General features: G+C 39.0%; 20 protein-coding genes. 12 read left to right on the top strand and 8 right to left on the bottom strand.

Features of this window, described 5'->3' with window-relative positions:
* The first annotated feature begins 383 nt into the window (after positions 1 to 383).
* From H5122_RS08880 to H5122_RS08860, 5 genes are all read left to right on the top strand, one after another.
* Positions 384 to 1,058, top strand: a complete 675-nt coding sequence (locus H5122_RS08880; protein ID WP_101216367.1) for an HAD family phosphatase — start codon at positions 384 to 386, stop codon at positions 1,056 to 1,058.
* A 372-nt stretch (positions 1,059 to 1,430) separates the two neighbouring features.
* Positions 1,431 to 3,152, top strand: a complete 1,722-nt coding sequence (locus H5122_RS08875) for a cytosine permease (protein WP_182681509.1) — start codon at positions 1,431 to 1,433, stop codon at positions 3,150 to 3,152.
* A 60-nt stretch (positions 3,153 to 3,212) separates the two neighbouring features.
* Positions 3,213 to 4,736 (top strand): mannitol dehydrogenase family protein, encoded by a 1,524-nt coding sequence (locus H5122_RS08870; RefSeq protein WP_182681510.1) that lies wholly within the window; start codon positions 3,213 to 3,215, stop codon positions 4,734 to 4,736.
* A 2-nt stretch (positions 4,737 to 4,738) separates the two neighbouring features.
* Positions 4,739 to 5,656: a carbohydrate kinase gene (locus H5122_RS08865; protein WP_182671987.1), complete on the top strand. Its 918-nt coding sequence runs from the start codon at positions 4,739 to 4,741 to the stop codon at positions 5,654 to 5,656.
* A gap of 259 nt (positions 5,657 to 5,915) precedes the next feature.
* A complete protein-coding gene (locus H5122_RS08860) occupies positions 5,916 to 7,385 on the top strand; it encodes a carbon starvation protein A (protein WP_182681511.1) in 1,470 nt (489 codons plus the stop codon).
* 84 nt (positions 7,386 to 7,469) lie between these two features.
* Here the strand turns inward: H5122_RS08860 and H5122_RS08855 are convergent, their stop codons facing one another.
* A complete protein-coding gene (locus tag H5122_RS08855; protein WP_182681512.1) occupies positions 7,470 to 7,988 on the bottom strand; it encodes a TetR/AcrR family transcriptional regulator in 519 nt (172 codons plus the stop codon).
* Positions 7,989 to 8,376: 388 nt separating this feature from the next.
* On the opposite strand from H5122_RS08855, the gene H5122_RS08850 reads away from it, so the two are divergent.
* From H5122_RS08850 to H5122_RS08840, 3 genes are all read left to right on the top strand, one after another.
* Positions 8,377 to 8,997 carry a glutathione S-transferase family protein gene (locus H5122_RS08850; RefSeq protein ID WP_182681513.1) on the top strand — a complete coding sequence of 207 codons (621 nt, stop codon included), beginning with the start codon at positions 8,377 to 8,379 and terminating at the stop codon, positions 8,995 to 8,997.
* Positions 8,998 to 9,046: 49 nt separating this feature from the next.
* Positions 9,047 to 9,739, top strand: coding sequence for a cupin domain-containing protein (locus H5122_RS08845; RefSeq protein ID WP_182681514.1), 693 nt, complete (start codon positions 9,047 to 9,049; stop codon positions 9,737 to 9,739).
* 121 nt (positions 9,740 to 9,860) lie between these two features.
* Positions 9,861 to 10,241 carry an STAS/SEC14 domain-containing protein gene (locus H5122_RS08840; protein ID WP_002960091.1) on the top strand — a complete coding sequence of 127 codons (381 nt, stop codon included), beginning with the start codon at positions 9,861 to 9,863 and terminating at the stop codon, positions 10,239 to 10,241.
* Positions 10,242 to 10,336: 95 nt separating this feature from the next.
* On the opposite strand, the gene H5122_RS08835 is transcribed toward H5122_RS08840, so the two are convergent.
* Positions 10,337 to 11,224, bottom strand: coding sequence for a LysR family transcriptional regulator (locus H5122_RS08835; RefSeq protein WP_182681515.1), 888 nt, complete (start codon positions 11,222 to 11,224; stop codon positions 10,337 to 10,339).
* Positions 11,225 to 11,343: 119 nt separating this feature from the next.
* On the opposite strand from H5122_RS08835, the gene H5122_RS08830 reads away from it, so the two are divergent.
* The 3 genes from H5122_RS08830 to H5122_RS08820 all read left to right on the top strand — a co-directional run bounded on the left by H5122_RS08830 (position 11,344) and on the right by H5122_RS08820 (position 13,385).
* Positions 11,344 to 12,222 carry an MBL fold metallo-hydrolase gene (locus H5122_RS08830; protein WP_182671991.1) on the top strand — a complete coding sequence of 293 codons (879 nt, stop codon included), beginning with the start codon at positions 11,344 to 11,346 and terminating at the stop codon, positions 12,220 to 12,222.
* A gap of 40 nt (positions 12,223 to 12,262) precedes the next feature.
* Positions 12,263 to 12,913 (top strand): DsbA family protein, encoded by a 651-nt coding sequence (locus H5122_RS08825; protein WP_182681516.1) that lies wholly within the window; start codon positions 12,263 to 12,265, stop codon positions 12,911 to 12,913.
* An 82-nt stretch (positions 12,914 to 12,995) separates the two neighbouring features.
* Entirely contained in the window at positions 12,996 to 13,385 is a 390-nt protein-coding gene (locus tag H5122_RS08820; RefSeq protein WP_182681517.1) for a nuclear transport factor 2 family protein, read from the top strand.
* A 45-nt stretch (positions 13,386 to 13,430) separates the two neighbouring features.
* Here the strand turns inward: H5122_RS08820 and H5122_RS08815 are convergent, their stop codons facing one another.
* From H5122_RS08815 to H5122_RS08805, 3 genes are all read right to left on the bottom strand, one after another.
* Entirely contained in the window at positions 13,431 to 14,378 is a 948-nt protein-coding gene (locus H5122_RS08815; RefSeq protein ID WP_182681518.1) for a carbohydrate kinase, read from the bottom strand.
* Positions 14,379 to 14,491: 113 nt separating this feature from the next.
* Positions 14,492 to 16,888: a TonB-dependent siderophore receptor gene (locus H5122_RS08810; RefSeq protein ID WP_024596984.1), complete on the bottom strand. Its 2,397-nt coding sequence runs from the start codon at positions 16,886 to 16,888 to the stop codon at positions 14,492 to 14,494.
* A 170-nt stretch (positions 16,889 to 17,058) separates the two neighbouring features.
* Complete coding sequence (locus H5122_RS08805) at positions 17,059 to 18,285, bottom strand: sugar MFS transporter (protein WP_182681519.1); 1,227 nt, start codon at positions 18,283 to 18,285, stop codon at positions 17,059 to 17,061.
* A gap of 176 nt (positions 18,286 to 18,461) precedes the next feature.
* Between H5122_RS08805 and gtfA the strand changes: the two genes are divergently transcribed.
* Positions 18,462 to 19,934, top strand: coding sequence for a sucrose phosphorylase (gene gtfA / locus H5122_RS08800; RefSeq protein ID WP_182681520.1), 1,473 nt, complete (start codon positions 18,462 to 18,464; stop codon positions 19,932 to 19,934).
* Between the two features lie 95 nt (positions 19,935 to 20,029).
* Here the strand turns inward: gtfA and H5122_RS08795 are convergent, their stop codons facing one another.
* From H5122_RS08795 to H5122_RS08785, 3 genes are all read right to left on the bottom strand, one after another.
* Positions 20,030 to 21,061, bottom strand: coding sequence for a LacI family DNA-binding transcriptional regulator (locus H5122_RS08795; protein ID WP_182672865.1), 1,032 nt, complete (start codon positions 21,059 to 21,061; stop codon positions 20,030 to 20,032).
* A gap of 322 nt (positions 21,062 to 21,383) precedes the next feature.
* Positions 21,384 to 23,723: an ABC transporter permease gene (locus H5122_RS08790; RefSeq protein WP_182681521.1), complete on the bottom strand. Its 2,340-nt coding sequence runs from the start codon at positions 23,721 to 23,723 to the stop codon at positions 21,384 to 21,386.
* Entirely contained in the window at positions 23,710 to 24,387 is a 678-nt protein-coding gene (locus H5122_RS08785) for an ABC transporter ATP-binding protein (RefSeq protein WP_024591920.1), read from the bottom strand. The genes H5122_RS08790 and H5122_RS08785 overlap by 14 nt, the downstream gene beginning before the upstream one ends.
* Positions 24,388 to 24,402 lie beyond the last annotated feature (15 nt).

The following is a 24,402-nucleotide window of genomic DNA, read 5'->3' as shown; positions in this document are numbered from 1 at the left end:
TTAATCTGTTAACGATAGTATTAATTTTATTAACTTCGGTAAAACTGATTAATTAGATTGATGTGATTTGTAAAACAGATGAAATGAATTTGCAGATACACTTTTTACATTAATGTAATTTTTTTACTACGACCTTAGTCGCAACACGCTTTTATAAAATTTATTAAATACAAAGGTTTTTAGTTTTATCTGGCGGTATTTTCACCAAGCTGGTGCGTTTTATACTTACAGTGTGTTGACATATTCGCGCAATAAAGGGAATATGCTCAACAATTGGGCTTATGCCCACAACTGGGTTGCACTAAAAAGTTGCACAATATTAATCGCGCTTAACTCGTTATATTTAAATTAGCTAAACCAAACAGTGTTAATAAGGTGACAAGATGAATACTAATATTGAGCTAGTGATATTTGATTGTGATGGCGTTGTTATTGATAGCGAAATTTTAAGCGCACAAGTACTCATTAATATGCTTGTTGAAAAAGGCGTTGAGATTGACCGCGCTTATGTACAACAACACTTTTTAGGCTGCAACTTTAAAACAGTAAGCCAAAAAATAGCGGATGCATTTAATGTCACTCTTCCTGAGAGCTTTGAAGGTGACTACCGCGAGGCACTATTAAACGAATTTGAAACCGGACTAACCACGACTGACGGTATAAAAGACGTACTTAACAATTTAGCTGTGCCTATTTGTATTGCTACTAGCAGCAGCCCAGCACGCACCGCAAAAGCGTTGAGCGTAGTGAGTTTAAGTAAGTACTTTAGCGATACGGTTTTTACCAGCAGCGAGGTTAAGCGTGGTAAACCGGCGCCTGATTTATTTTTACATGCAGCTAAGCAAATGGGTGTAAAGCCAGAGCATTGCTTAGTAATTGAAGACAGTAAAGCCGGCGTAAATGCAGGGATTGACGCCAATATGCAAGTACTGCATTACAGCGGTGGGCAACATATGCAAGGCTCTGTTAATCATGTACACAGTGCTTACCCAAATGTTGATCATTTAACGCATTGGCAAGATTTTTTTAGTGCATACCCTGCACTTAAAAAGCAGTAAACACGCAGCTTTTTAAATAAACAAAGTTTTTAACGTGATTTGCTCGCCTTACACACTGACAGGCAAGCAAACGCAAAATATAAATGTAGATGGTTTTGCTTTACTAAAAATAAAACAAAACGTGGCAAAACATCATGCGTTTATAAGCCAAATTATAAAAGGCAAAGTATTTAGGTTCTATACCAATCTGCTTGAATATGGGGTTTATTTAACGATAAGAAAATTGCACTGTAACTAGGCAAAAATTTTTATATCTAGTTGTTCTAAATATAAAATTTTTAACGACGTTATGGGATAATTTAACTCGTTAAATTATCTAAATAGTTATGCAGATTGGTATCAAATGCTTTGCTGTTAACAATAGGAAATACCATGGCAACGAGTCCACACACACAAACATTTAAAGATGTAAACGAAGAGCAACTTCCTGTTGCTAATAATAAGCTTCACGGCTGGAAGCATTTTGCAGGGCTATACGCCGGCGAACATGTTGCGGCTACTGAATTTGTTATTGGTGCAACGTTTGTTGCATTAGGCGCTTCAACCATCGACATTCTACTGGGTTTATTAATAGGTAACCTGTTAGCAATGTGTTCTTGGTGGCTGATTACTGCACCCATTGCAGTAGAAACCCGCTTAAGTTTATATAACTACTTAAACAAAATTGCTGGTAACTCTATGACCAAGCTCTATAACTGGGCTAACGTGGTTATTTTTAGTGTTATATCGGCCGCGATGATCACGGTATCCTCCACCGCCGTGCGGTTTTTGTTTGATATACCTGCGCAACTTGATTGGTATCCAAATAGCTTTTGGTTTGTAGCCATTGTTTTAGCTGTTGGCTCTATTGTTGTATTTGTTGCGATGTATGGCTTTTCTACGGTTGCTGACTTTTCAAAGCTGTGTGCGCCGTGGCTATTTGTTATATTTATTGCAGGCTCGTTCGCGTTATTCCCTGAGCTTTCAAATCACGTATTAGGTTCTACCTCTTTAACTAGCTTTAGCGACTTTATGACCATAGGCGACTCCTCTATATGGACGGGCAACAATGCCGATGGTGAAAAGGGCATTGGCCTATTAGAAGTGATTGGCTTTGCATGGGCTGCTAACTCAATAACTCACTTTGGTTTAATCGACATGGCTATTTTTAGATTTGCTAAACGCAAAAGCTATGGTTTGTTTTCAGGTGTGGGCATGTTTTTTGGTCATTACTTAGCGTGGATCTCTGCCGGTATTATGGGCGCAGGTGTTGCGGTATTACTTAAAACAACTATTTCATCACTTGATCCGGGCGATGTTGCATACCATGCATTAGGTTGGACTGGTTTTGTTATTGTAATTATTGCCGGTTGGACTACTGCTAACGCAAACCTTTACCGTGCAGGCCTTGCAGCGCAATCTATATTTTTTAATCAATCACGTGAACGCACCACCGCTATTGTAGGTGTTGTAACCGTAATTATTGCATGTTTCCCGTTTGTATTTTCTCAAATGCTTCCGCTACTTACTTACGCAGGCTTATTAGTTGTACCAGTAGGCGGCATTGTGTTTGCTGAGCATGTGTTATTTCCTAAAATTGGCCTAACACGTTACTGGGCTAAATATAAACATATTACCCGCAGCGTACCGGCTATAGCATCTTGGGCGTTAGCACTTGTGTTTGGCTTTGGCTTAAACGCAATTGATGTAATGTCGTTTTACTACTTATTTATTCCTACATGGATTTTCACCATTGTTGTTTACACGCTTTTAGCTAAAAAATACGGCGCTGGTGACGATTACACACAAGAAATTGCAGCAGAAAAGCAAGAGCAACGTGATATTAAAGAATATCAAGCAGCTGAGGCTAAAGACATTCCAAAGCCAGTAATTGACAGCTCTGTATTTACCAAAGTACTTAACGCGGTTTCTACTGTTTCGTTGGTTATTATTTTTATATTTGCCAGCCAAGTGATGTTTTTCAGTGAAACTATGAGTATGTACAGCGCTAATAAATCGCAATTCGAAATAGCCTGTTTTATTTGTACTGTTATTTATTTTGTTACTGCGTACTGGTCGTTAAAACGCCATAAAGTACTCAATACAGCATCGTAATTACTTATCGTAATACAGTATCGTAATTTATATTTTATCTTTGTTTAGTAAGGTCACACCATGACACAATACCAACACACTGACGCTCTAGTTACAGGGCTAAACCAACAGAGCTTGGCTCAATTACCAAGCCATGTTGATACACCAACCTACGACCGTAGCGCAGTTAAAGCCGGTATTGTACATATTGGTGTGGGCGGTTTTCATCGTGCTCACCAAGCAGTGTATGTTAACGAGCTTTTAAAAACTCCGGGCTCTGAGCAATGGGGTATATGTGGTGTTGGCCTTTTAGAGGGTAACCGTGGTCTGCGTGATATTTTAAAGCAGCAAGATTACCTTTACACGCTTACTGTTAGACACCCAGACGGTACAATAGATAACAAAGTAATTGGCTCAATGATCGACTTTTTGTTTGCTCCAGAGGACAAACAAGCGGTAATTAATAAGCTAGCGCACAGCGATACTAAAATTGTGTCGCTTACTATTACCGAAGGCGGTTACAACTTTAACCCTGCAACGGGCGAGTTTGATTACAGTAATCCAGATATTATTAACGACATTAATAATCCGAACGACCCAATTACAGCGTTTGGTTACATTACTGCTGCGTTAAAACTTCGTAAAGAGCAGGGCCTAGGCGCGTTTACAGTACAGTCGTGCGATAACATTCAGCACAACGGTAACGTAACACGCAAAATGCTTTTAGCCTTTGCTACAGAGCAAGACAAAGACCTAAGTGAGTGGATTGAGCAAAACGTATCGTTTCCAAATGCGATGGTTGACCGTATTACACCGGTATCTAAAAAGAGTGATATTGATTACGTGGTTGATGCATATGATGTTAGCGACGAGTGGCCAATTACCTGTGAGTCGTTTACACAATGGGTAATAGAGGACACATTTAGTGACTCTCGCCCAAATTGGGATGTTGTTGGTGCTCAGTTTGTTACTGATGTAACGCCTTATGAGACCATGAAAATACGTTTACTTAATGCAGGTCATTCTGTACTTGGTTTATTAGGTTCAATCCATGGCTATGGCACTATTGATGAAACGGTATCAGATGAATTATTTGCCACATACCTACGTGCTTTTATGGATAAAGAAGTAACGCCAAATCTTGAACCACTTGAAGGCATTGACCTTGAAAGCTACAAAGATACGTTAATAGAGCGTTTTGCTAATCCTAATATTAAAGACAGCCTAGCGCGTATCTGTAGTGAAAGCTCAGCTAAATTGCCTAAGTTTTTAATTGCCACAATTAACGAAAACCTAGTACAAGGTCGAGATGTATCACTGGCAACGCTTGTTATTGCTACTTGGTGTTTATACAGCGATAAAGGTTTAAGTGAAAACGGCGAGCAACTTGAAATTCAAGATGCGATGCACAAAGAGCTTAATTCTTACGCGCAAGAGACTCAAACTAGCCCGATTGCATTTTTAAAGTTAACGAGCTTGTTTGGTAAACTTGAGCATAACGAAACGTTTACTGCTGAGTATAAAAAGTCGGTTGCTGCGCTGTATGCACCTAATAGTAAAATTAAAGCCATTATGCAGGCTGTACTTGATCAAAAGAGTAACTAATTATGAGCATTTTAATTAATCATAAATCAGGCGAAAACGTAAGTGTTAGCTGCTTTGGCGAAGTGCTGTGGGATTGTTTTGATTCAGGTAAACGCTTAGGTGGCGCGCCACTTAATATGTGTGTGCGTATTAACTCACTAGGCATTAAAGCCGACATGATCAGCGCTGTTGGTAACGACGAGTTAGGCGCTGAGTTACTAGGCGAAATTACTAGCAAAGGCGTAAGCTGCGAATACATTGCTATTAATAGTGACAAAAAAACTAGCACGGTTGAGGTAACGCTCGCCAGTGGTGGCTCTGCAAGTTATGAAATAGTGGCAGATACTGCGTGGGATAATATAGCGCTTACCGATGAGTTACTTAGTAAAGTTAAAAGTAGCGATGTATTTGTATTTGGCAGCCTAATTGGGCGAAGCGAAGCGTCTTTAGCAACATTAAATCAACTCGTTGATGTAGCAAACTTTAAAGTATTTGACGTAAATCTACGTGCACCGCATTACAAGCTAGAAACACTTGTAGATTTAATGAATAAAGCAGACTTTATTAAGTTAAACGATGAAGAGCTATACGAAATTGCAAAAGCGATGGGTTGTAAGTTTCATTCGCTTGAACAAAATTTAGCGTTTATAGCACAGCAAACAAATACCGATTACTTATGTGTAACCAAAGGTAGCCACGGTGCTTTATTAACAATCAAGGGCGAGAATTTTTATAATTCAGGTTATTTAATTAGTGTAATTGACACTGTTGGCGCAGGCGATTCGTTTTTAGGTTCGTTAATTTATCAGCTTTGTAGCAACGACGACGCGCAATATGCCGTTGACTTTGCATGTGCCGTTGGAGCAATGGTCGCCGAAAGTTCTGGTGCAACACCTACTTTAACGCATCAACAAATTAGTGAGTTTATGAACCCACTTTAAAAAAACATTGTGTGTGAAAGCGGTTATACGTAAAAGTTTAACCGCTTTTTTTGTGCCTAAAATAAGACATAGGCGATAAGTGAGTGTTAAGTGCGCAGGTTGCATAAATAGTGGCTTATATCGATTATTGTATTAGCTAAACGTCTTATTGTTTGAGGGTTAAAGCTTTGTTATCGTTCGTCGATTATTCACGGATTGAAAAGGCGGGGCGACACACAATGCGCTCTATAACTAAAATACAAAAAGAGAAACGTGCTTTATGATCATCTTTTTTATCTGCCTCACTATTTTAATACTGGGCTATAAGTTTTACAGCCCATTTGTTGAAAAACAAGCCGGTTTGGATTCAACAGCTGACACACCACAAAAACGCTTTAGCGAAGGTGTTGATTACGTAGCTATTCACCCTGTAAGAGCATTTTTAATTCAGTTTTTAAACATTGCTGGCGTAGGCCCAATATTTGGCCCGATTTTAGGTGCTTTATACGGACCCGTTGCACTAGTATGGATTGTACTTGGTAATGTTTTAGGTGGCGCTGTACACGACTTCTTCTCAGGTGTAATGAGTATAAAAGAAGACGGTAAAAGCCTACCAGAAATCGCAGGCCATTATTATAACGTCGTATTTAAAGGCTTTATGCTTGTATTTACTGCCATGCTACTGTTTTTTGTAGGTGTAGTATTTATTATGAGCCCTGCAGGTTTGCTAAGTAACCTTGATTTTTTTGAAGGTACAATACTGGCAAACAACACCTTTTGGGTACTTGCCATTTTAGCGTATTACTTTTTAGCGACCTTGCTACCAATTGATAAAATTATCACTAAGTTTTACCCAGTTTTTGGTGCGCTAATGATTGTAATGACAGTGGCAATTGCTATTTCATTACTTATTAATGCACCGCACTTACCGGTACCAAGTGACTTTTTAGCTTACTTTGAAGCTGACCACGCACATGACTTTTTAGAGCCAAACCCAGATGGATTACCAACATGGCCACTGTTATTTATAACAATTACCTGTGGTGCTATTAGTGGTTTTCACTCTACTCAAGCGCCTATTATTGCGCGTTGTTTAACTAACGAAAAATACGTACGTCCAGTTTATTATGGCGCTATGATGTGTGAAGGTATCGTAGGTTGTGTATGGGCACTTGCTGGTATTGCAGCGTTCCCAGATGGTTACGCGGGCTTAAAAGCGTTGCTTGATCAAGGTGGTCCAGGTTTAGTTGTTAACCATGTAGCTAACAGTTACTTAGGCGTATTTGGCGGTATAATGGCAATTATTGCAGTAGCCGTATTCCCAATTACTTCTGGTGATACAGCGTTCCGCTCATTACGTTTAACTGTTGTTGATGCGTTTAATATTCCACAAAGCTTACGTAATCGCTTACTAGTGGCGGTGCCTATACTTGCTATAGCGTACTTTATGACGAAGCTCGATTTCTCATTAATTTGGCGCTACTTTGCATTTTCAAACATGCTGCTTTCTACAAGCGTATTATGGCTTGCCACTAAGTACTTGTTTGACCGCGGTACATTCCATTGGATTGCCAGTGTTCCTGCTGTTATAGCAACAGCGGTAACGGTTTCTTATATTGGCACTGCAGCAATTGGTCTTAACTTATCAAGCGATTTAGGTAAACCTATTGGCGCTGTAGTAACAGTGATTGGCTTAATTGTTTTAGCAATTGTGCACTCTAAGCATAAAGTTAAACCAACAGCGGTTTAATAATCACATAAGTTATTTCAAGCATTAAAAAAGCGAGCTATTGATAATCAATAGCTCGCTTTTTTTGTGTACTAAATTTAGGTATTACTGCGTTGCAAGTTCAAAGTAACTATTATCGTCGAGCGTTTTGCTTATCATCATAGCGCCCTGAAGCAGGCTCACTGTTTGAATAGCTGCTTGAGCGGGGTTAGGCTCACCATTAGTTAAGTGTGCAGCGCTAAGCCATCTTAGGTTTTGATTAAAAAAGCGCTTTACTTCAAGGCGTACTTTATCTGGAAGGCTATCGCTTTCGGCTCCTAGCAACCCGCATAAACACATTTTTTTATCGGTTACTAATGCACGTCTAAAAAGCTGAGTGTACACATCAATAGGATTTTTACCGCTTGCTTTAAGCTCGCTTGGCTCGCCTAACGCTGCTAAAAAAGAATCAGTATATTGATGAGCAAGCTCTGCACCTAAATCGGCCTTAGTCGCAAAGTGATAGTGCACACTGGCGCTTTTAATGCCGACTTCGCAGGCTAGCTCTCTAAAACTAAAATTACTGTACCCGCCAAGGCGCACCTTGTTTTCGGCGGCTTTTAATAAAGCTTCTTTTTTACTCATTTTTAATATTTCCTATCTGCAGTAATACCAGTTTTATTAAAAACATGATCATTGTATCGCATTAAATAACTCACTAACTGCGTTAAAAATTATTCATACAGAATAACTGCATATCATAATTTTCGCCTTGTTATTGCGCTATTTTCCTAGCGCAATAATGAATCACTTATTTAATGCAATTGGCATAGTAAAATTATCGACCAGTAGATAGTTATTTACAAGCGTTTTTACTTTTAAGTAACCCCCTAATTTTATTACGAATTAAGTTAAATCCTATAAATTAGAATAATTTAAACGTTGACTTAAATTTGGTTTAACATTATAAATTACCTATCGATAGGTAGGCTTGCCGTTAATTCACTTCTAAACAATAAAGGTAGAGATTGCTATGAAAATTTATGATGTAGAAAACTTTCCAAATCCACTTCGTGTTCGTATCGCTTTAGCTGAAAAAAATGCCACTTCAAATGTTGAGTTTGTACCTGTTGATTTATTAAATGGTGAACACAGAACAAAAGCCTTTTTAGCTAAAAACCCCTTAGCAGGTGTGCCCGTATTAGAGCTAGATGACGGCACGTTTATATCAGAAAGTACCGCTATTACTGAGTATATTGATACCGCATTTGAAGGCCCATCTTTAATGGGTGAAACCGCAAAAGAGCGTGCAGTAATTAACATGATGCAAAAGCGTGCAGAATCTATGGTGCTTGACGCTGTGGCAACTTACTTTCATCATGCAACTGATGGCTTAGGTCCTGAGCTTGAAACATATCAAAATGTGGCTTGGGGTGAAAAACAAGGCGAAAAAGCGCGCCAAGGGTTTAGCTATTTTAATGATGTACTAGCGCAATCGGCGTTTGTTGGCGGCGAGCAGTTTAGTATTGCTGATATTACATTGTATGCTGGGCTGGTATTTGCTGGATTTGCACAAATAGTAATCCCAAATGAGCTTACCCATTTAGTTGCATGGCAAGAAAAAGTAGCAAAACGCCCAAGTGTTGCGGCTTAATTAGGTTATTAGTTTAAAATTTAAGTGAAGTTACGCTTAGGAGCCAAATATGAAAATTGCTGCCGATTTTAGTAAACGAGTTGTGGTACATAGCGAATCGCTCCCGTGGGTTGCATCGCCAATGGCGGGCGTTGATAGGCGAGCGCTCGATAGAGTGGGCGACGAAGTTGCTCGCGCAACGACCATTGTTCGTTATGCACCTGGCAGTGAATTTTCGCCGCATGTACATACAGGCGGTGAAGAGTTTGTTGTGCTTGAAGGGGTATTTCAAGATGAGCATGGTGACTTTGCGGCAGGTTCTTATATCCGTAATCCACCGCAATCAAAGCACAAACCGGGATCTGAAAATGGCTGCGTTATATTTGTAAAGTTATGGCAGTTTCAACCAGATGATCGAACGCACGTGCGTTTGCAAACAAACTTGATGCAAAGTACGGTGCATCCTAGTTTTAAAAATGTTGCCGTAACCCCTTTATACAAAGACGACTTTGAAGAGGTAAGCTTGTTGCACTTTAAGCCTAACGCTTGCATGATTATAAACGCAAAAGGTGGAGCAGAGCTGCTAGTACTTGAAGGCTCATTTGATGAGCAAGCCGATACCCTTATAAAAAACAGTTGGTTAAGAGTGCCTATTAATAGCTCCGTTAACGTTAAAGCGGGAAGTAATGGTGCAAAAGTATGGCTTAAAACGGGCCATTTAACTGATGTAGAAAATCAGATATCTCGCGTACAAAATGTGTGATTGAGTCGTTTATTTGAGATTATTTATTAATTTAGTTCAAGACTATTTATTGATTTAGTTCAGGACTAATTAATTTTAGAAGGTGTACTTTTACCACTCAGCCTATTTAAGGAGAGCAGTAATGGTACACACAACACATGGTTTATCTATTGGTCTTGAACGTGCGGGAAGAGAGTTTTTTTTAAAACTTAAAGCCGTTGGTACGCTTACTCACGACGACTACAAAATAATTACCCCAATGATAAACTCAGCTCTTGGCGAAGTTAAGCACCCAGTTGTGAATGCATTAATAGACGGTAGTGAACTTGAAGGTTGGGAACTACGCGCAGCCTGGGATGACTTAAAATTAGGTGTTAAACACTCTAAAGAATTTAAAAAAGTAGCTATTTACGGTAATAAAGAGTGGCAAGCTCGCATGGCAAAAATAGGTAACTGGTTTATATCGGGTGAGGTTCAATACTTTGAAAATGCTACCGCAGCCATAGATTGGTTAGACGAATAATAAATCTCTTCTTTCAAAAAATAGCGCTTACTAAGCGCTATTTCAACTCTTAAATAAAGGACTTATAGCGAACGTTTAATAGTTTTCGCTTATTGTTAAGTATCAATTTTATCAAAATACGTTACTAAGCTGTCAATAAATGAACGAAGTGCAAGCGACTGATGTTTCCTGGAGCGGTAAATACCGTATATGCTCAAAGTTTGTGGTTTAAGGTGTGGTAGTAAATGTATTAACTTTCCATTATTTATATATTTCTGCGCAGCAAACTTAGGTTGTAGAGTTATTCCTTGATTATTAAGAGCAGCTTTTAACAGTAAGCTCGAATCATTAGCACTGAAGTTACCAGCAATCGCTACAGATACGGGTTTTTCAGGGTGTGAAAAATGCCACATACTTTTTTCAAACCTTGAATAGTTTAAACAGTTATGGCGACTCAAGTCATCCGTAGTTATAGGCTTAGAGTTTTTTTCTAAATATTCTGGGCTTGCACATAATACTGAATGGCATTTCCCAAGTGGGCGAGCAATTATATTAGGATCTAAGTCATTGGTAATTCTAATTGCTAAATCTATTCGCTCTTCTACCAAATTTGTAACGTGATTACTAATTTGTACATCAATACTGACTTCGGGATGAGCGTGTAAGAATTGTTGCAACATATCTGGTAGTACATCATGTGCTAAAAAAGGCGAGCACGACAACCTAATTTGCCCGTTTAATTTGTTATTACTTTCTATTGGCGCACTGATGTTTTGGGCGATGGCAATGAGCTCTCGGCTATGATTAAGTACTTTTTCACCCTCTGACGTGAGTGTTATTTTTCTTGTTGACCGATGGAGTAGTTGGGTATTTGCCCACTTTTCCATTTGATTCAAATACCGTGTAACCATAGATCTAGACATATCTAAAGCACGGGCAGCACCGGCTAGACTTTTCTGCTCTACAATTTTTATAAATACATCAGCTGCAATAATTCTATCCATTCACTTTGCCTATATGTTCGATTTATGCAACAGATAGTTGCATTCTGCCTAGTTTTTCATTCTTAAATTGCAACATACAATAGCCTCATCTTAACGAAATAACAAACAGGCTACTGAGAATGAAAAAAGTTAAACACGTATTAGCAGCAACAGCTTTATTAGCAAGCACATTAATGCAACCGGTATTAGCGCAAAGTGAATTAGATGTTGATGTATATAACCCACAAGACAAAAGTATTTTTGCTGTTTCATCAAGCATTATAAGTGGTGATAACGAAGTGTTATTAGTGGATGCCCAATTTCAGCGTAATGATGCACAAGCATTGGTTGAAAAAATAAAAGCGAGCGGTAAAACATTAACAGCTGTTTATATTAGTCACAGCGACCCTGATTTTTACTTTGGTTTAGATGTAATTAAAGCTGCTTTTCCAAAAGCAAAGTTATTAGCGACTAAATCAACAGTAGAGAATATTAAACGCTCAATGCAAGGAAAGTTAAATTATTGGGGGCCTATTTTAAAGAGCAATGCACCTAAAGAACTTATTTTGCCAGAAGTAATGCTATCAAATAGCCTAACTATAGATGGGAAAGAAATTATTATTAAAAATTTACAGCATGATCCAAAGCATACTTACCTTTGGATCCCTTCTATAAAAACAGTGCTGGGTGGGGTTGTAGTATTTGATCAAATGCATGTGTGGTTGGCCGATTCGAGCACTGCTGCAGAGCGTCAAACTTGGCAGTCAACATTAGATAACATCGAGAATTTAAAACCACAGACTGTTATTCCAGGTCATTTTTTACAGGGCAGTAAACAAGACCTTTCTGGTGTGTCATTCATGAAAGGATACTTAAATAAAGCGGATAGCGCTGCAAAAAATGCAAAAAACTCAACTGAATTTGTAGAGATCATGACTCAAGCTTACCCTGATTTAGGTGCAAGAAGCATCTTAGAGTTGGGCTCAAAAGTGGTTATGGGTGAGATGCAATGGCACTAAGTGCCCTTGCGTTAAGCAATTATTTAGATAGGAAATATTAATGAAAAACGTAACGTTACATATAATTGTTGACCCTTTATGTGGTTGGACTTACGGCAGCGTGCCCTTGATCACCGCTGCTGAAAATATTGATGGTTTAATTGTAAAAGTACACAGTGGAGGTATGCTAACAGGTGATAATGTCAAACCTGTGACTCCTGCATGGCGTGAATTTGCACTTAAAAACGATAGTGTCATAGCGAAGAAAACCGGTCAGGTATTTGGTAGTAACTATACTGATGGGCTTTTAAAAACCAACGATATTATACTCAACTCGGCTCCGGCTATTACCGCTATATTGGCAGCGCAAAAGCTTGGTATATCAGGTGGGGAAATGCTTAATAGTATTCAACATGCTTATTATGCCCAGGGTAAAAACATTATGCAGCTGCATGTACTGACTGATATTGCATTGGAGCTGGGTTTAAACAAGGCCTTATTTGAAACCCACTTTAATGCGCTAGAAGGCGATGCAACAGATCAACATATAGCACAAAGCCGTGGCTTATTGCACAATATTCATGGGCAAGGTTTTCCTAGTGCAGCATTTGAATTTGACACAGGTAAGTGGCAAAAAGCCGATATAGCCCATTATTATGGAAAAACTGAGCAGTGGGTTACCTACTTACAGCGATCAGTTGGGCTAGTATAGTGTGATGAAATTTCTAAATAATAAAGCTGTTTATATTACAGCTTTATTGAGCTTCCTTTTTATAGTGCAAGGGTGTGCAAAAATGAGCAACATAGACATAATTAAAAGTACGTATGAAGGCAAAACATCACAAGAGAATGGGCAAAATTTAGTTGCTCATGCAAGTGATACTATTACTTGGAAAGAGGCTGACGGTTTTGCTTATGCTGGTACATACCATGGTATGAATGACATTACTGAACATGTTTTTCAAAAGCTTGCAAGCGAGTGGTATAACTACACGTTTACGCCACAAAACTACTTATCCCAAGATGATACTGTTGTAGTGTATGGCACTTACTCTGGTACTTATATTAAAACGGGTAAAAAAATGCAAGCTAGGGTCGCGCATATTTGGCAGCTTAAAAATAAAAAAATAACGCACTTTGAACAAATAGTGGATAGTAAAATGGTATTTGATGCTATGCAGTAACAACGCGTTACTGCATATATTTGAACTTAAAAAACATTAGGTCTATTAAAGTACATCAGCCAGCACAGGTAATGCCGGAAATGCCCCTTTAGCTAAACACGCTTTAGAGCCACATTTAAGAGCAAAGTTCAGAGCGCCTTTTACGCTCGCTTTATCATTTAGTTTATCTGCTAGTGGTAAATCACTTCCTAAGTTATTTAAGTAGTATAAAACCCCCGCTATAAATGCATCACCTGCGCTTGTTGTATCTACGGCGTTTATTTTTGGTGCCGATTCGTTAAGTGTAAATGCGCTGTGGTAAACCGTGGCAGGCTCTGGTCCATCGGTTAAAAACACCAGTTTAACTCCGGTATTTAATAGCATTTGAATGTAATCATCGCTCGTTGTGTCGCTATGCTGGGCTAAAAAATTAAGTTCATCACGCGAGAGTTTTACTATGTCACAATAGGTGTAACAGGCTTTTACATTGCTTGCTATATCGTTTGTGTTTTCCCACAAGCTGTAGCGTAAATTTACATCAAAACTGACGAGCTTATTATTCGCTTTTGCAAGTTCTAGCGCTTTAACCGTTGTGTTGGCAATTGCTGATTCGGTTAATGTGTTTGAACAAAAGTGTAGTGTGCTTATTTCTTGCCAATTTATATGCGCTAAATGCGCCTGGGTTAATAGTACATCGGCTGTATTATGGCGATAAAAGCCAAAACTACGCTCGCCGGTTTCATCAAGGCTTACTATAACCATGGCGGTTTGTGAGCCTGCAATGGTAAATAAATAGTCTGTATTTACATTGTATTGCGCTAATGCATTACTTAATTGATTGGCAAAATGATCGTCCCCTTTACCACCACAAAATGCAGCCTCTGCGCCGAGTTTTGCGTAGCCAACAGCTACATTGGCAGGCGCGCCACCTGGTATAGGTAAATAGGCTGAGTTATTAGCATCTTGTGGCAGCATATCAATTAATAGCTCGCCTAAGCACAGGAGTTTAGTCATTTGGAATATCCTAAAAAGCCTAGCAAGGCTAGGCTAAAAAACGTGAAGGGTGTTATTTATTCATACTTTAAAAGGCGCTACAGTGAATACTCACCGCAGCGCAATACACACATTTAGTTAAAAGCGTATTTTAAAGTTACCGACGTTGTGCGGCCGTTAATAGTACGGGCACGAATAATGTTATTTTCAGGTACTGAACCTTCTTCTGCTTCTGTAATACCTACTGTATCGAAGAGGTTATTCACATTAAGCGCAATATTAAGGTTTTCAGATAAGTCATAGCTTACAAAGCCATTTACCTGTGTGTAGCCGTCAAATTGTAGATCGTTATTATCTTGAGCGTATGCATCGGTAGTACCAATGAAACTTACCCCTGCAGCGCCTTTTTCATAGTTGTAACGTGCCATTAATGAGTAAATTAAATCGGCTTGACGACGTGGCGTATTACCTACAACATCTGGGTTAAGCGCATCTTTTGCTATTTCTGCATCGGTCCAGGTTAAATTACCGCGAAAATCCCATGCATCAATAAAGTAAGTAGATTCTATTTCAATCCCTTTTGCTTCGTATTCACGGTCAAAAAATGTTTGTGATGTTGCTTCAAAATTTTGCTCTTCAGTTTCGGCAAAAAACGCAGTAGCAAACACTGATAATGAATCAAAGCGCTTTTTAACACCAAACTCAAACTGGTTTACTTCATCAACAGCGTCTTCTTTTGCAACAGAGCCGTCGGCGCGTACTTTACCAAATAAAAGACGGTCAGCATTTGCACGCCCACCTTTACTAATACGTGCAAACGTAGCAAGGCTTGGATCAATTTGATAATTAGCACCAATTGAATAAGAAGAATAGTTCCAGTCGTAATTTACTGGGCTGGCGTTTGCTGTATCAATTCCTGCAACGTTTTGCTCAGGGATTGATATTTCACCATCGCGGTTCATATCTACAGTTGATGTTACGGCACCTGCGTAGTTACCGCGAGCTTCGCCACTGTCGTAACGGGCACTTGCATCAATGCTTACGTCACCCAATTTAGTAGAGAATGCAACGTATGGTGCACGGGTGTCGTACTCTGTGTCGTAATCACGTTGGCAACAGTTTCCCCAGTAAGGTGTGCCATATGCATATAAACCATTTTCTGAAAATTCAGTACCGTCAGCTGCAGTAACATTTAATAATGCTGCATTGTCGCCTTTAAGCTCCATAAGGTATGAATTCCATAACCACGACATAGCAATGTTTTGTGTTGACGCGTAATAACCAAAGGTAATGCTGGTGTCATCATCAAACGATTTAGTTAGTTTAAAGTCGTTAACTAATGAATCGAAGTCGTTCATTGTTACGTCAAAGGTATGAATTCGCATAGCGAGGTCGTCGTTAAATGCAGCGCCCGTGTTTGCGTTACTGAGTGTTGCGCCTACACCACCAATGCTCTGTGCAATAGATGATGCGCTGCCAACCTCAGCAGGAATAAGCGAGTTAAAGTTGCCGCTTATTGATGATTTACGAAAACGGTTTTCGATACGCCAATCGTTATCTAAATCAAATACAGCTTCAAACCCAACAGAGTCAACTTTTGGATTCATACCATCGCGAATATCGCCGCTGCTGATTTGGTTTTCACCATTTAAACGCACTGTTTTAGTAAATAATGCTGAGTGAGGTGTGTCTGATTGCGCATCAAAGCCAGCAATAGAGTCACCATTTGAGTACATTGGCATAGGAAGGTAGCCAACACTCTTATCGTCTAAGTGTTTGTAATAAAGGCGAACGTAACCGTTGTCGAAATCTTTAGTAAGATTAGCTTTTATTTGGCCACCTTTATTAGACGTGTAACCTGTTTCGCGCGGGCCTTCGCCTTGTCGAACAAAGCCACCAACATGAAAACGCACGCTATCGGTTAAGTAAGTGCCGTATTCAAAGTCTGTACGAACGCTGTCGTAATCTAAGCCAAGTGTTGTAGATACACTGCCAGATTCGTTTTCGCCATTTTTAGAGATAAAGTTAATAATGCCACCAGGTGCATTACTTGCTGCAGTAGATGCTGAGCCACCACGAATCGATTCGATAGTTTGCACAGTGTTATCTAATCGCATAAAAATATCTGAATTACCAAAAGCGATATCACCGTATTGCAGTACAGGTAAACCATCTTCTTGTAATTGTAAAAATTTTGCACCGCCCGAAGCAACTGGCAGGCCACGAACAGCAATATTTGCATTGCCTTCGCCACCTGTAGATTCTGCACGAATACCAGGGATGATTCTAAAAGCCTCGGCTGTTGAGCGAGGAGTAGACACTTGAACTTGTTCAAGTGATACGCTGCTAACTGAAACGCTTGAAGCCATGATTGTTGTTCGGCGTGGTACGCCGGTAACAACTATTGTTTCAAGACCTTTGTTTTGTGATGCTTCAGGTGTTGCTTGGTCTGTTTCTTGTGCGTTAACGCCTTGACTTACGGCAAGTGCTAAAGCGCTGATTAAATATAAAGGTGTATTGTGTGTAGTCATGTGAACGCCTCGTTGTGTTGAACCCAGTAGGATTTGTTATTTTCACTTAATCGATTAAGTAAAAATAACAAATATTTTACAATAAGCAAATTATTTTGTGTTTAATTTGCTCTTTTATTATTCATATATTGATTTTAAAAGTATTTTTTATTGTATTGAGATACAAGTTTTTAAGCTGTTGGGTTATTTTCTTGTAAAGCACTCATTGATGGGTCGCGTAAATAATTGAACAACATAGCTACAAATAAAATCACGGCAAACCCTGTTGCTAAGTAAAAGCCATAGCGCACATGGCCAAAGTAATCGCTGATCATACCCATAAATAAAGGAGCTAAAGCAGCCGATAATGCGGTAAAAAATAATATAACGCCGGCTACGGCTCCATGGCGCTCAGCAGGAAAACACGATATACCTTTAGAGTTTAAAGTTGGGTAAACCATAGACATAAATAAACCTGAAAGAGGTAGTAACCCTACAGCCCAGTCAACGCCACCAATAAGTGTACCCACATAACAAAGCGCAATACCTAAGCTTAAATAAGCCATAACACCTTGCCAGCTATAACGATTTAGTAACCATACGGCAATAAAACGACCTGCAGCACGTAGTATAAAAAATATAGTAAGTGCATAAGTGGCAAGGAGTGGCCAAGAGCCTGTGTAGTCCTTTAATAGCGTTGGCATCCATACATAAATAGCCACTTCAGTCGCTACATAAAGTGCAATAGCTAAAGAAAAGCCAAGTGCATAAGGGTTTTTTACCATTTTCATGGTGGTGGCCAAAGAGGCTGGCTTTTCTGTTGTTTTAACTACGTCAGGGTAGTCTGCGCGCCATGCTAATAAAGCAAGGATTAAACACATTACGCCCGCAGTAATATACAGGTATGTCCAACTAACGTTTTGCACTAATAAAATACCAACTAGGGCAGGACCTACAATAGCGCCAATGCCAAAAAAGCCCTCAACCTTGTTCATAGTTTTAGTATGGTCGTCGTTACTATGTGAAATATCGCCAAGCAATGCCAGCGCGCCGGTTTTAAATAAACCAATGGCCAAGCCTATGCAGCAAAGCAATACTAAAAAGAAGGTAAAGCTGGTGCTAAATGCAAATAAAAAACAACTCGCAGAAAATATTAATAGACCTAGCATAATGGTTTTTTTACGGCCAAGGCTGTCAGCTAAAAAGCCTAAAAATAATCCACTAAAGGCAATGAGTGCCATAGGAGCGTAATGAAATGCACTAGCTTGAGTCATGCTCAAACCGAAATCTTTTATAAGTTCGGGAATTATCATGCCGACTGCGTCAGAGGTCATGGCAAACATAAAAAACATCATGTATGTAAGCCAGCGTATTTGTTGCAGTGGGTCGCTGCTTACGTGTGTGTGTGATTTTATCATGTGTTTATTCCTCGTTAAATTCTCTATTAATACTTCGTAAGTCAGTCAGTTGCTTACTGTAGTATTACGTGAGACACGAAATTTGTATGTAAAATTATTAAAAATTACTTGTAAATTCTTACTCGCTAGTTAAAGATATATCTTAATCGATTAAGTTTCAACATGGTAATCACACAATGATGAAGAATAAAGTTCAATTGATCACATATGCTGATCGAATCACTGGCCAAAATATAGGCGCGCTAACCACACTTTTAAACGGCCCTTTAAAAGGCGTATTTGGTGGTGTGCACTTATTGCCATTTTACAATCCTATTGATGGCAGCGATGCTGGCTTTGACCCTATTGATCATAGTGAAGTTGATTCTAGAATAGGCACTTGGGAAGACATACAAGTATTAGGTAAAGATCTCGACTTAATGGCTGACCTAATTGTTAACCATGTATCGGCGCAGTCTTTTCAGTTTCAAGATGTATTAGCTAAAGGTAAGCAATCAGAATTTTGGGATTTGTTTTTAACCAAAGATGATGTATTTCCAAATGGTATGAGCGAAGCTGAGCAAAAAGCAATTTACCGCCCACGCCCAGGTAGTTGCTTTACGCCAATGCAGTGCGGCGACGGCCAAACGTACGACTTTTGGACCACTTTTACCGATAACCAAATTGATATAAACGTAAAAGTAGATGCCGGTGTTGCGTATTTAAATAACGTACTTACTAAATTTTCGGCTAACAATGTAAATATTATTCGTTTAGATGCGGCGGGTTACGCCATTAAGCAAGCTGGCACTAACTGCTTTATGCTTGATGAAACGTTTGGCTACCTAGATAACTTATCTAAGCAAGCAAACGATTTAGGCATGGAAACCATTGCAGAAATTCATAGCCATTATCAAACTCAGGTAGAAGTGGCAAAACGCGTAAATATGGTTTACGACTTTGCGTTACCACCGCTTATTTTACACAGCTTATTTAACAACGATGTAGATGCACTACTCAAATGGTTACAAATTTCGCCACGTAATTGCTTAACCGTACTTGATACACATGACGGTATTGGCATTATTGACGCAGGTCCAATGGGCGACAAACCAGGGCTATTAAATGCACAGCAGATTGATAACCTAGTAGAAACTATGCACGCTAACAGCAACAACCAAAGCCGCCAAGCTACGGGCGCTGCGGCGAGTAATGTCGACTTATATCAAGTTAACTGTACGTACTACAACGCATTAGGCGCTAAAGACTTTGATTACTTACTGTCGCGCGCAATTCAATTTTTTGCTCCAGGTGTACCACAAGTATATTACGGCGGCTTATTTGCTTGCGAAAACGACATGGAATTACTGACAAATACAAATGTAGGCCGTGATATTAACCGCCCATATTTAGATGCAAATATAATCGACAAGGCCTTAAATAAGCCTGTAGTAAAAGGTTTAATTGAATTAATTAAAATTCGCAATTCACACCCTGCATTTGCAGGTGAATTTAGCGCCCAAGGTGAAGGCAGTATGTGTTGTTTATCGTGGCAACTAGATGAGCAAACTATTTCACTTACTGTTGATTTTAAATTACGCCATGCACTTATTACGCAAGTAAACGGTGATGAAGAAACAACGATTAACTTAAATTCATTTTTAGCTTAATGTTAAAAGAGTAATTTACAAACGTCATGAAAAGCAAAAGCCAAGCTACTTAAGCTTGGCTTTTTAACACATAAAACTATTACAAGGTTTGTAAGCTAACTACTCGCACCAATCTCTAATTCGTAACTGACTTCCTTAGTTTTTTCTTCTTTAGAAATAAATAATTCAGCGGCTATAACGCCTTTTTCTTGGCTGTTTTGATGAATAGTGGTGAGGCGAGGTACAAACCGGGCTGCTTCATCAATACCATCAAAGCCCACAATACGCAGTTCTTCACCTATTTTTATGCCTTGTTTTATTGCTTCTCGCATTGTGGCAAGGGCAATTAAATCACTCATACAAATAATAACGTTAGGACGAGGGGAGGCACTTAAAACCTCTTTGGCAGCAATAATTGCAAAACGCTCGCTACTTTCAGGAATGTTCCAAATGCGATCGTCAGCCACCGTAATATTTGCCTCGCTTAAAGCGCGTTGATAACCACGTAAACGTTGATGCGAAATAGATTGTCCGGTTTCAAATTCGTGATGCTCATACACGCGGCATAATACGTTTTCATCAAGTAACCTAAGCCCTAATATAGCCACTTTATCGCTTTGATTATGTAGTACGTGTTTAGCAATTTCGTAACTTGCTTGCTCGTTATTAATATTTACAGAGGCATTGCGAGCAATATCAAAATCAATAGTCACTACATGTTTAGACACTGTTTTTAACTGCTCAACTAACGCGTTATTACGAGGGCGGCCATAACAAATAAAGCCATCTACAAAGTCGACCACGTTATTAAGGTTATCGCTATTACCTGAAAACAATAAAATATTAATACCATTTTTTTCAAGCACCGAGGTAACACCGCGCATAAAGCTACTAGCCACAGGGTCTGACACCATGTATTCCACACTATCGGGCAACACTAAAGCCACAATATTAAATGTGCCGTTACGCAATGATTGCGCGGCCTTATTAGGCCCGTAATAGCCCAAAGTTTTACACGCTGCTAGAATATCGTCTCGGCGTTTAGCCGATAGCTGATCAGGGCGATTAAACGCATTAGATACTGTCGCGTTAGAAACACCTAACTCTTTAGCAATACTTTTTAGGGTCCAGCGGGTTTGCTTACTCATACCAATTCTTTACTCAATACTCATGTTAATAAACTAACATATTCAGGGCGTTAGCAAAGGGCAAATTTGCAAAATAGTCTTAATTGTTGGTGATTACACTTAAACTAAAAAGCCTAACTGCTTTAAAGCTATGCTAATACAGTGCTATATGATTTAAATAACATTATTAATTTTTGTGACACTTGGCTGATTGACGATTTTTAATTGGGGCGCCAACTTCATCTATAATTTGTGTTTACGCTTCTTTTATTAGGGCCTTATATAGGCTAAATAAGTGATTGCTAAATTAGGCTATGTATATCCACACACAGCCTAATATCACCTACAAGTCTCTTAAAGCTTGCTGAATAGGGGTTTTAAGTAATTTAACTAAAGGCGACAAAGTTGCAGTTACACACAATATTAGTGTGGTTAAAAGTGCGATAAATAATGCAAGTAAGTCAAAGCCAAGTAAAGTTGATCCAATCAATTTATAAAAAATAAAACACGTAATGAGAGCCAATATAAAAGCAAAGAGTATTTGTTTGCAGCGATTAAAAACGATAAAACCGTCAGTAGCCCCTATAGCTAACAATACACAAATAGATTGTTTATCTAGCCTAAGTTGCGCGAGTACTTGATACCATAAGCCACTAAAGATCCCTGCAAGAATGATCAGTGTAATTATTAATCCAAACCAAAGTAAATCAGTTGATTGTTGATCAAATTTGGCCAAAATATCTGCTAATGTTGCTGCTTTATGGATATTAATATTTGAGGCTTGTTCGCTTAACCAACGATTAAAGTCACTGTTGTGACTAAGTGCGTCAATGTTGCTTGATAGAATTGAAAAATTTTTTAACACTTCCTCATCATATATATTCAAGGGTAAGTATAAAGTGGGCATAATGCTTTGCCTGCGACCCCAATGAGGAATATCCTCACTGATCCCAATAATTGTGAGTTGCTGGTTTTCTAAACCGTAACTAATCGTCGTGCCAATGAGTGAACTCAGCTCTTGCGTACTACTTAAATGCTTAGCAAGGGCGTGGTTGATGATCACACCATTTTGCCAATTAGCTAATTGTTTCCCTTGAACATCCACATCAAGTAAATCAAAAAAATGGCTACTCACATAGCTTGTTTTGATATCCATAGCTTCCTTTGCACCTTGCCCAGCAAGCGTATACTGTTGTAATTTTTCAAAAGGGGATGACAAAATTACTGCTTGCGGGTCTACTTGCTGTATCTTATTTAAGGCTTGGCGCCAAGAAATCGCAAAGTGTCCAGAGTCTACACTTACCTGAACAACAGATAAGTTAATATTGCTGTGTTTATATTTTTGCCACTGAGAGAGAGCAACATTACTCAGCGCATAGGTGGCTGTTAGAGCAACGCTTAATTGAATGACTAAAATTCCTCCGGCTAACGCCTTTTGAAACAACGACACCCGAGTATTTGCCATACGAGTAAACAATGATCCCTTGAGCAAATTTACAAGGGGTATGAGTGAACATAAAATTACGCTCACAGTTATCATTGCGATTGCACTGATAAAACTTACACTATCTACAGACAAGTATTTATCAGTAAATAATAATTGGTAGCTGGTACTGCTAGTTATTAACTGACTAAGCAAGTATAAACTTAATACACTAAGCAAACTTATTACCACGATTTTCAGACATGAAAAAAGGAGCGCAGGTCGAATAAAGTCGTCCGATTGTGCGCCTAACAACTGTAAGGTTTTATACTCATCGGCAAACACAATTGCTTTACTGCTGGAAATTGAAAATAAACTAAATGTTAAAATAAAAAATAGCGTAACAATTAAACCTAATAATAATTGCCATAGTAGTAGCATATGCTGATACGACTTAGGGTCAAAATTTATGCCCGAAAAAATAACTAGCGGCAATGGTGATTTACCAAAAGACATACCTTTAACACTTAAATCTATACTCTCCAATTGTTTTTTTGTTTGTTCAGGATCAAAAGACATTTTTGCAGAGAACACGCCATAATATAAAGGTGCAGCTTGTAAAAATCGGTCTACCATTGAGTCATTGGTAAAAGGAGTGGAATAGCGCAAAATATCTTCTGGTAGCCATACATCGACATGATTAACTCCCACATTATTATATTTTTTATTTAAAACACCAAGAATTTGTATACCTCGCTCAAGGCGTTTATAGGAAAGTATTTTTCCTTTAATATTGGCATCACTTTTGAGTGTTTCTCGCCAAAACTTTTCAGTGATCCACGCACCAGACACTTTGTTATTTTTTAGCACGTCAATCGCTAAATTGTCGGCCATATTAGGTGAAAAAATAGCACTTCTGACATTGCTTAACTTTGCGTTATCAACCGAAAAGTTGAACTCTTTAAACACGAGCCATGACACATCTTCAACCATTGGTAGTGTTTTTAGCTGATCAAGCGCTTGTTTACTAACTGCACTTAAACGGTTATCTTCGCTCAACCTGCCTAGGGTATACAAAGGCTTATTTGTATTGGTCCAGCTTGGGTTTTCATAAAAAAGCATGCTGCCTAAGCGCAACGCGATACTTAAGAGGGCGGCGGTTAAAGCAAATCCAAGTAATAATATAGCCAGTTTTAAATATTGCCCACGCCAACGTCGCCATTGTGTCAACAGCTCAAAGCCTAGATTACTTACCATCATAATCTATCCGCCCATCTAAAATTCTGATCCGGCGCTTGCAGCGTTGTGCAACGCTTTCATCGTGTGTAACGACTATGAGTGTGCTGCCTTTATCACATAGCGTCTGTAATAACGCAATTACTTCATCACCCGTAGCTTGATCAAGGTTTCCCGTCGGTTCATCCGCTAATATCAGCGCAGGTTTATTTACCAGAGCCCTTGCAATGGCAACACGTTGCTGTTGGCCACCCGAAAGCTTATCTGGCGTGGTGGCGTGTTTGTCTAGTAACCCCACATCATTAAGCGCCTCTTTTGCACGGTCAATGTACTCACTAGATTTTATGGCTTTATTAAAGCGCATAGGCTGCACTACATTCTCCAGCACTGTCATACTGGCTATTAAATTAAAGTTTTGAAATATCCAGCCTATGTGGGCATTGCGCACCAAACTCTTTTGTTTACGGGTCAACGCTGTAATGTTTTCACTACGCAGTAAATAGTCACCAGCCGTTGGTTCATCGAGTAAACCAATAATAGATAATAGAGTTGACTTACCACTACCAGAAGGGCCCAAAATGGCGATTGATTCACCATCATTAATTGTTAAATTAATGTCTTCCAATACAGGCTTGGCATTGGCTGAAAATGACTTTGATACTTGCTCTAACGTAATTAACTGCTCCACCGTGCGCTCCTTAGC

Origin of the sequence: Pseudoalteromonas sp. SG43-8, assembly GCF_014164245.1 — a bacterium.
Classification (GTDB): domain Bacteria; phylum Pseudomonadota; class Gammaproteobacteria; order Enterobacterales; family Alteromonadaceae; genus Pseudoalteromonas; species Pseudoalteromonas distincta.
Note: the sequence above shows the minus strand (reverse complement) of the source record. Positions and strands in the feature narration are given on the sequence as shown.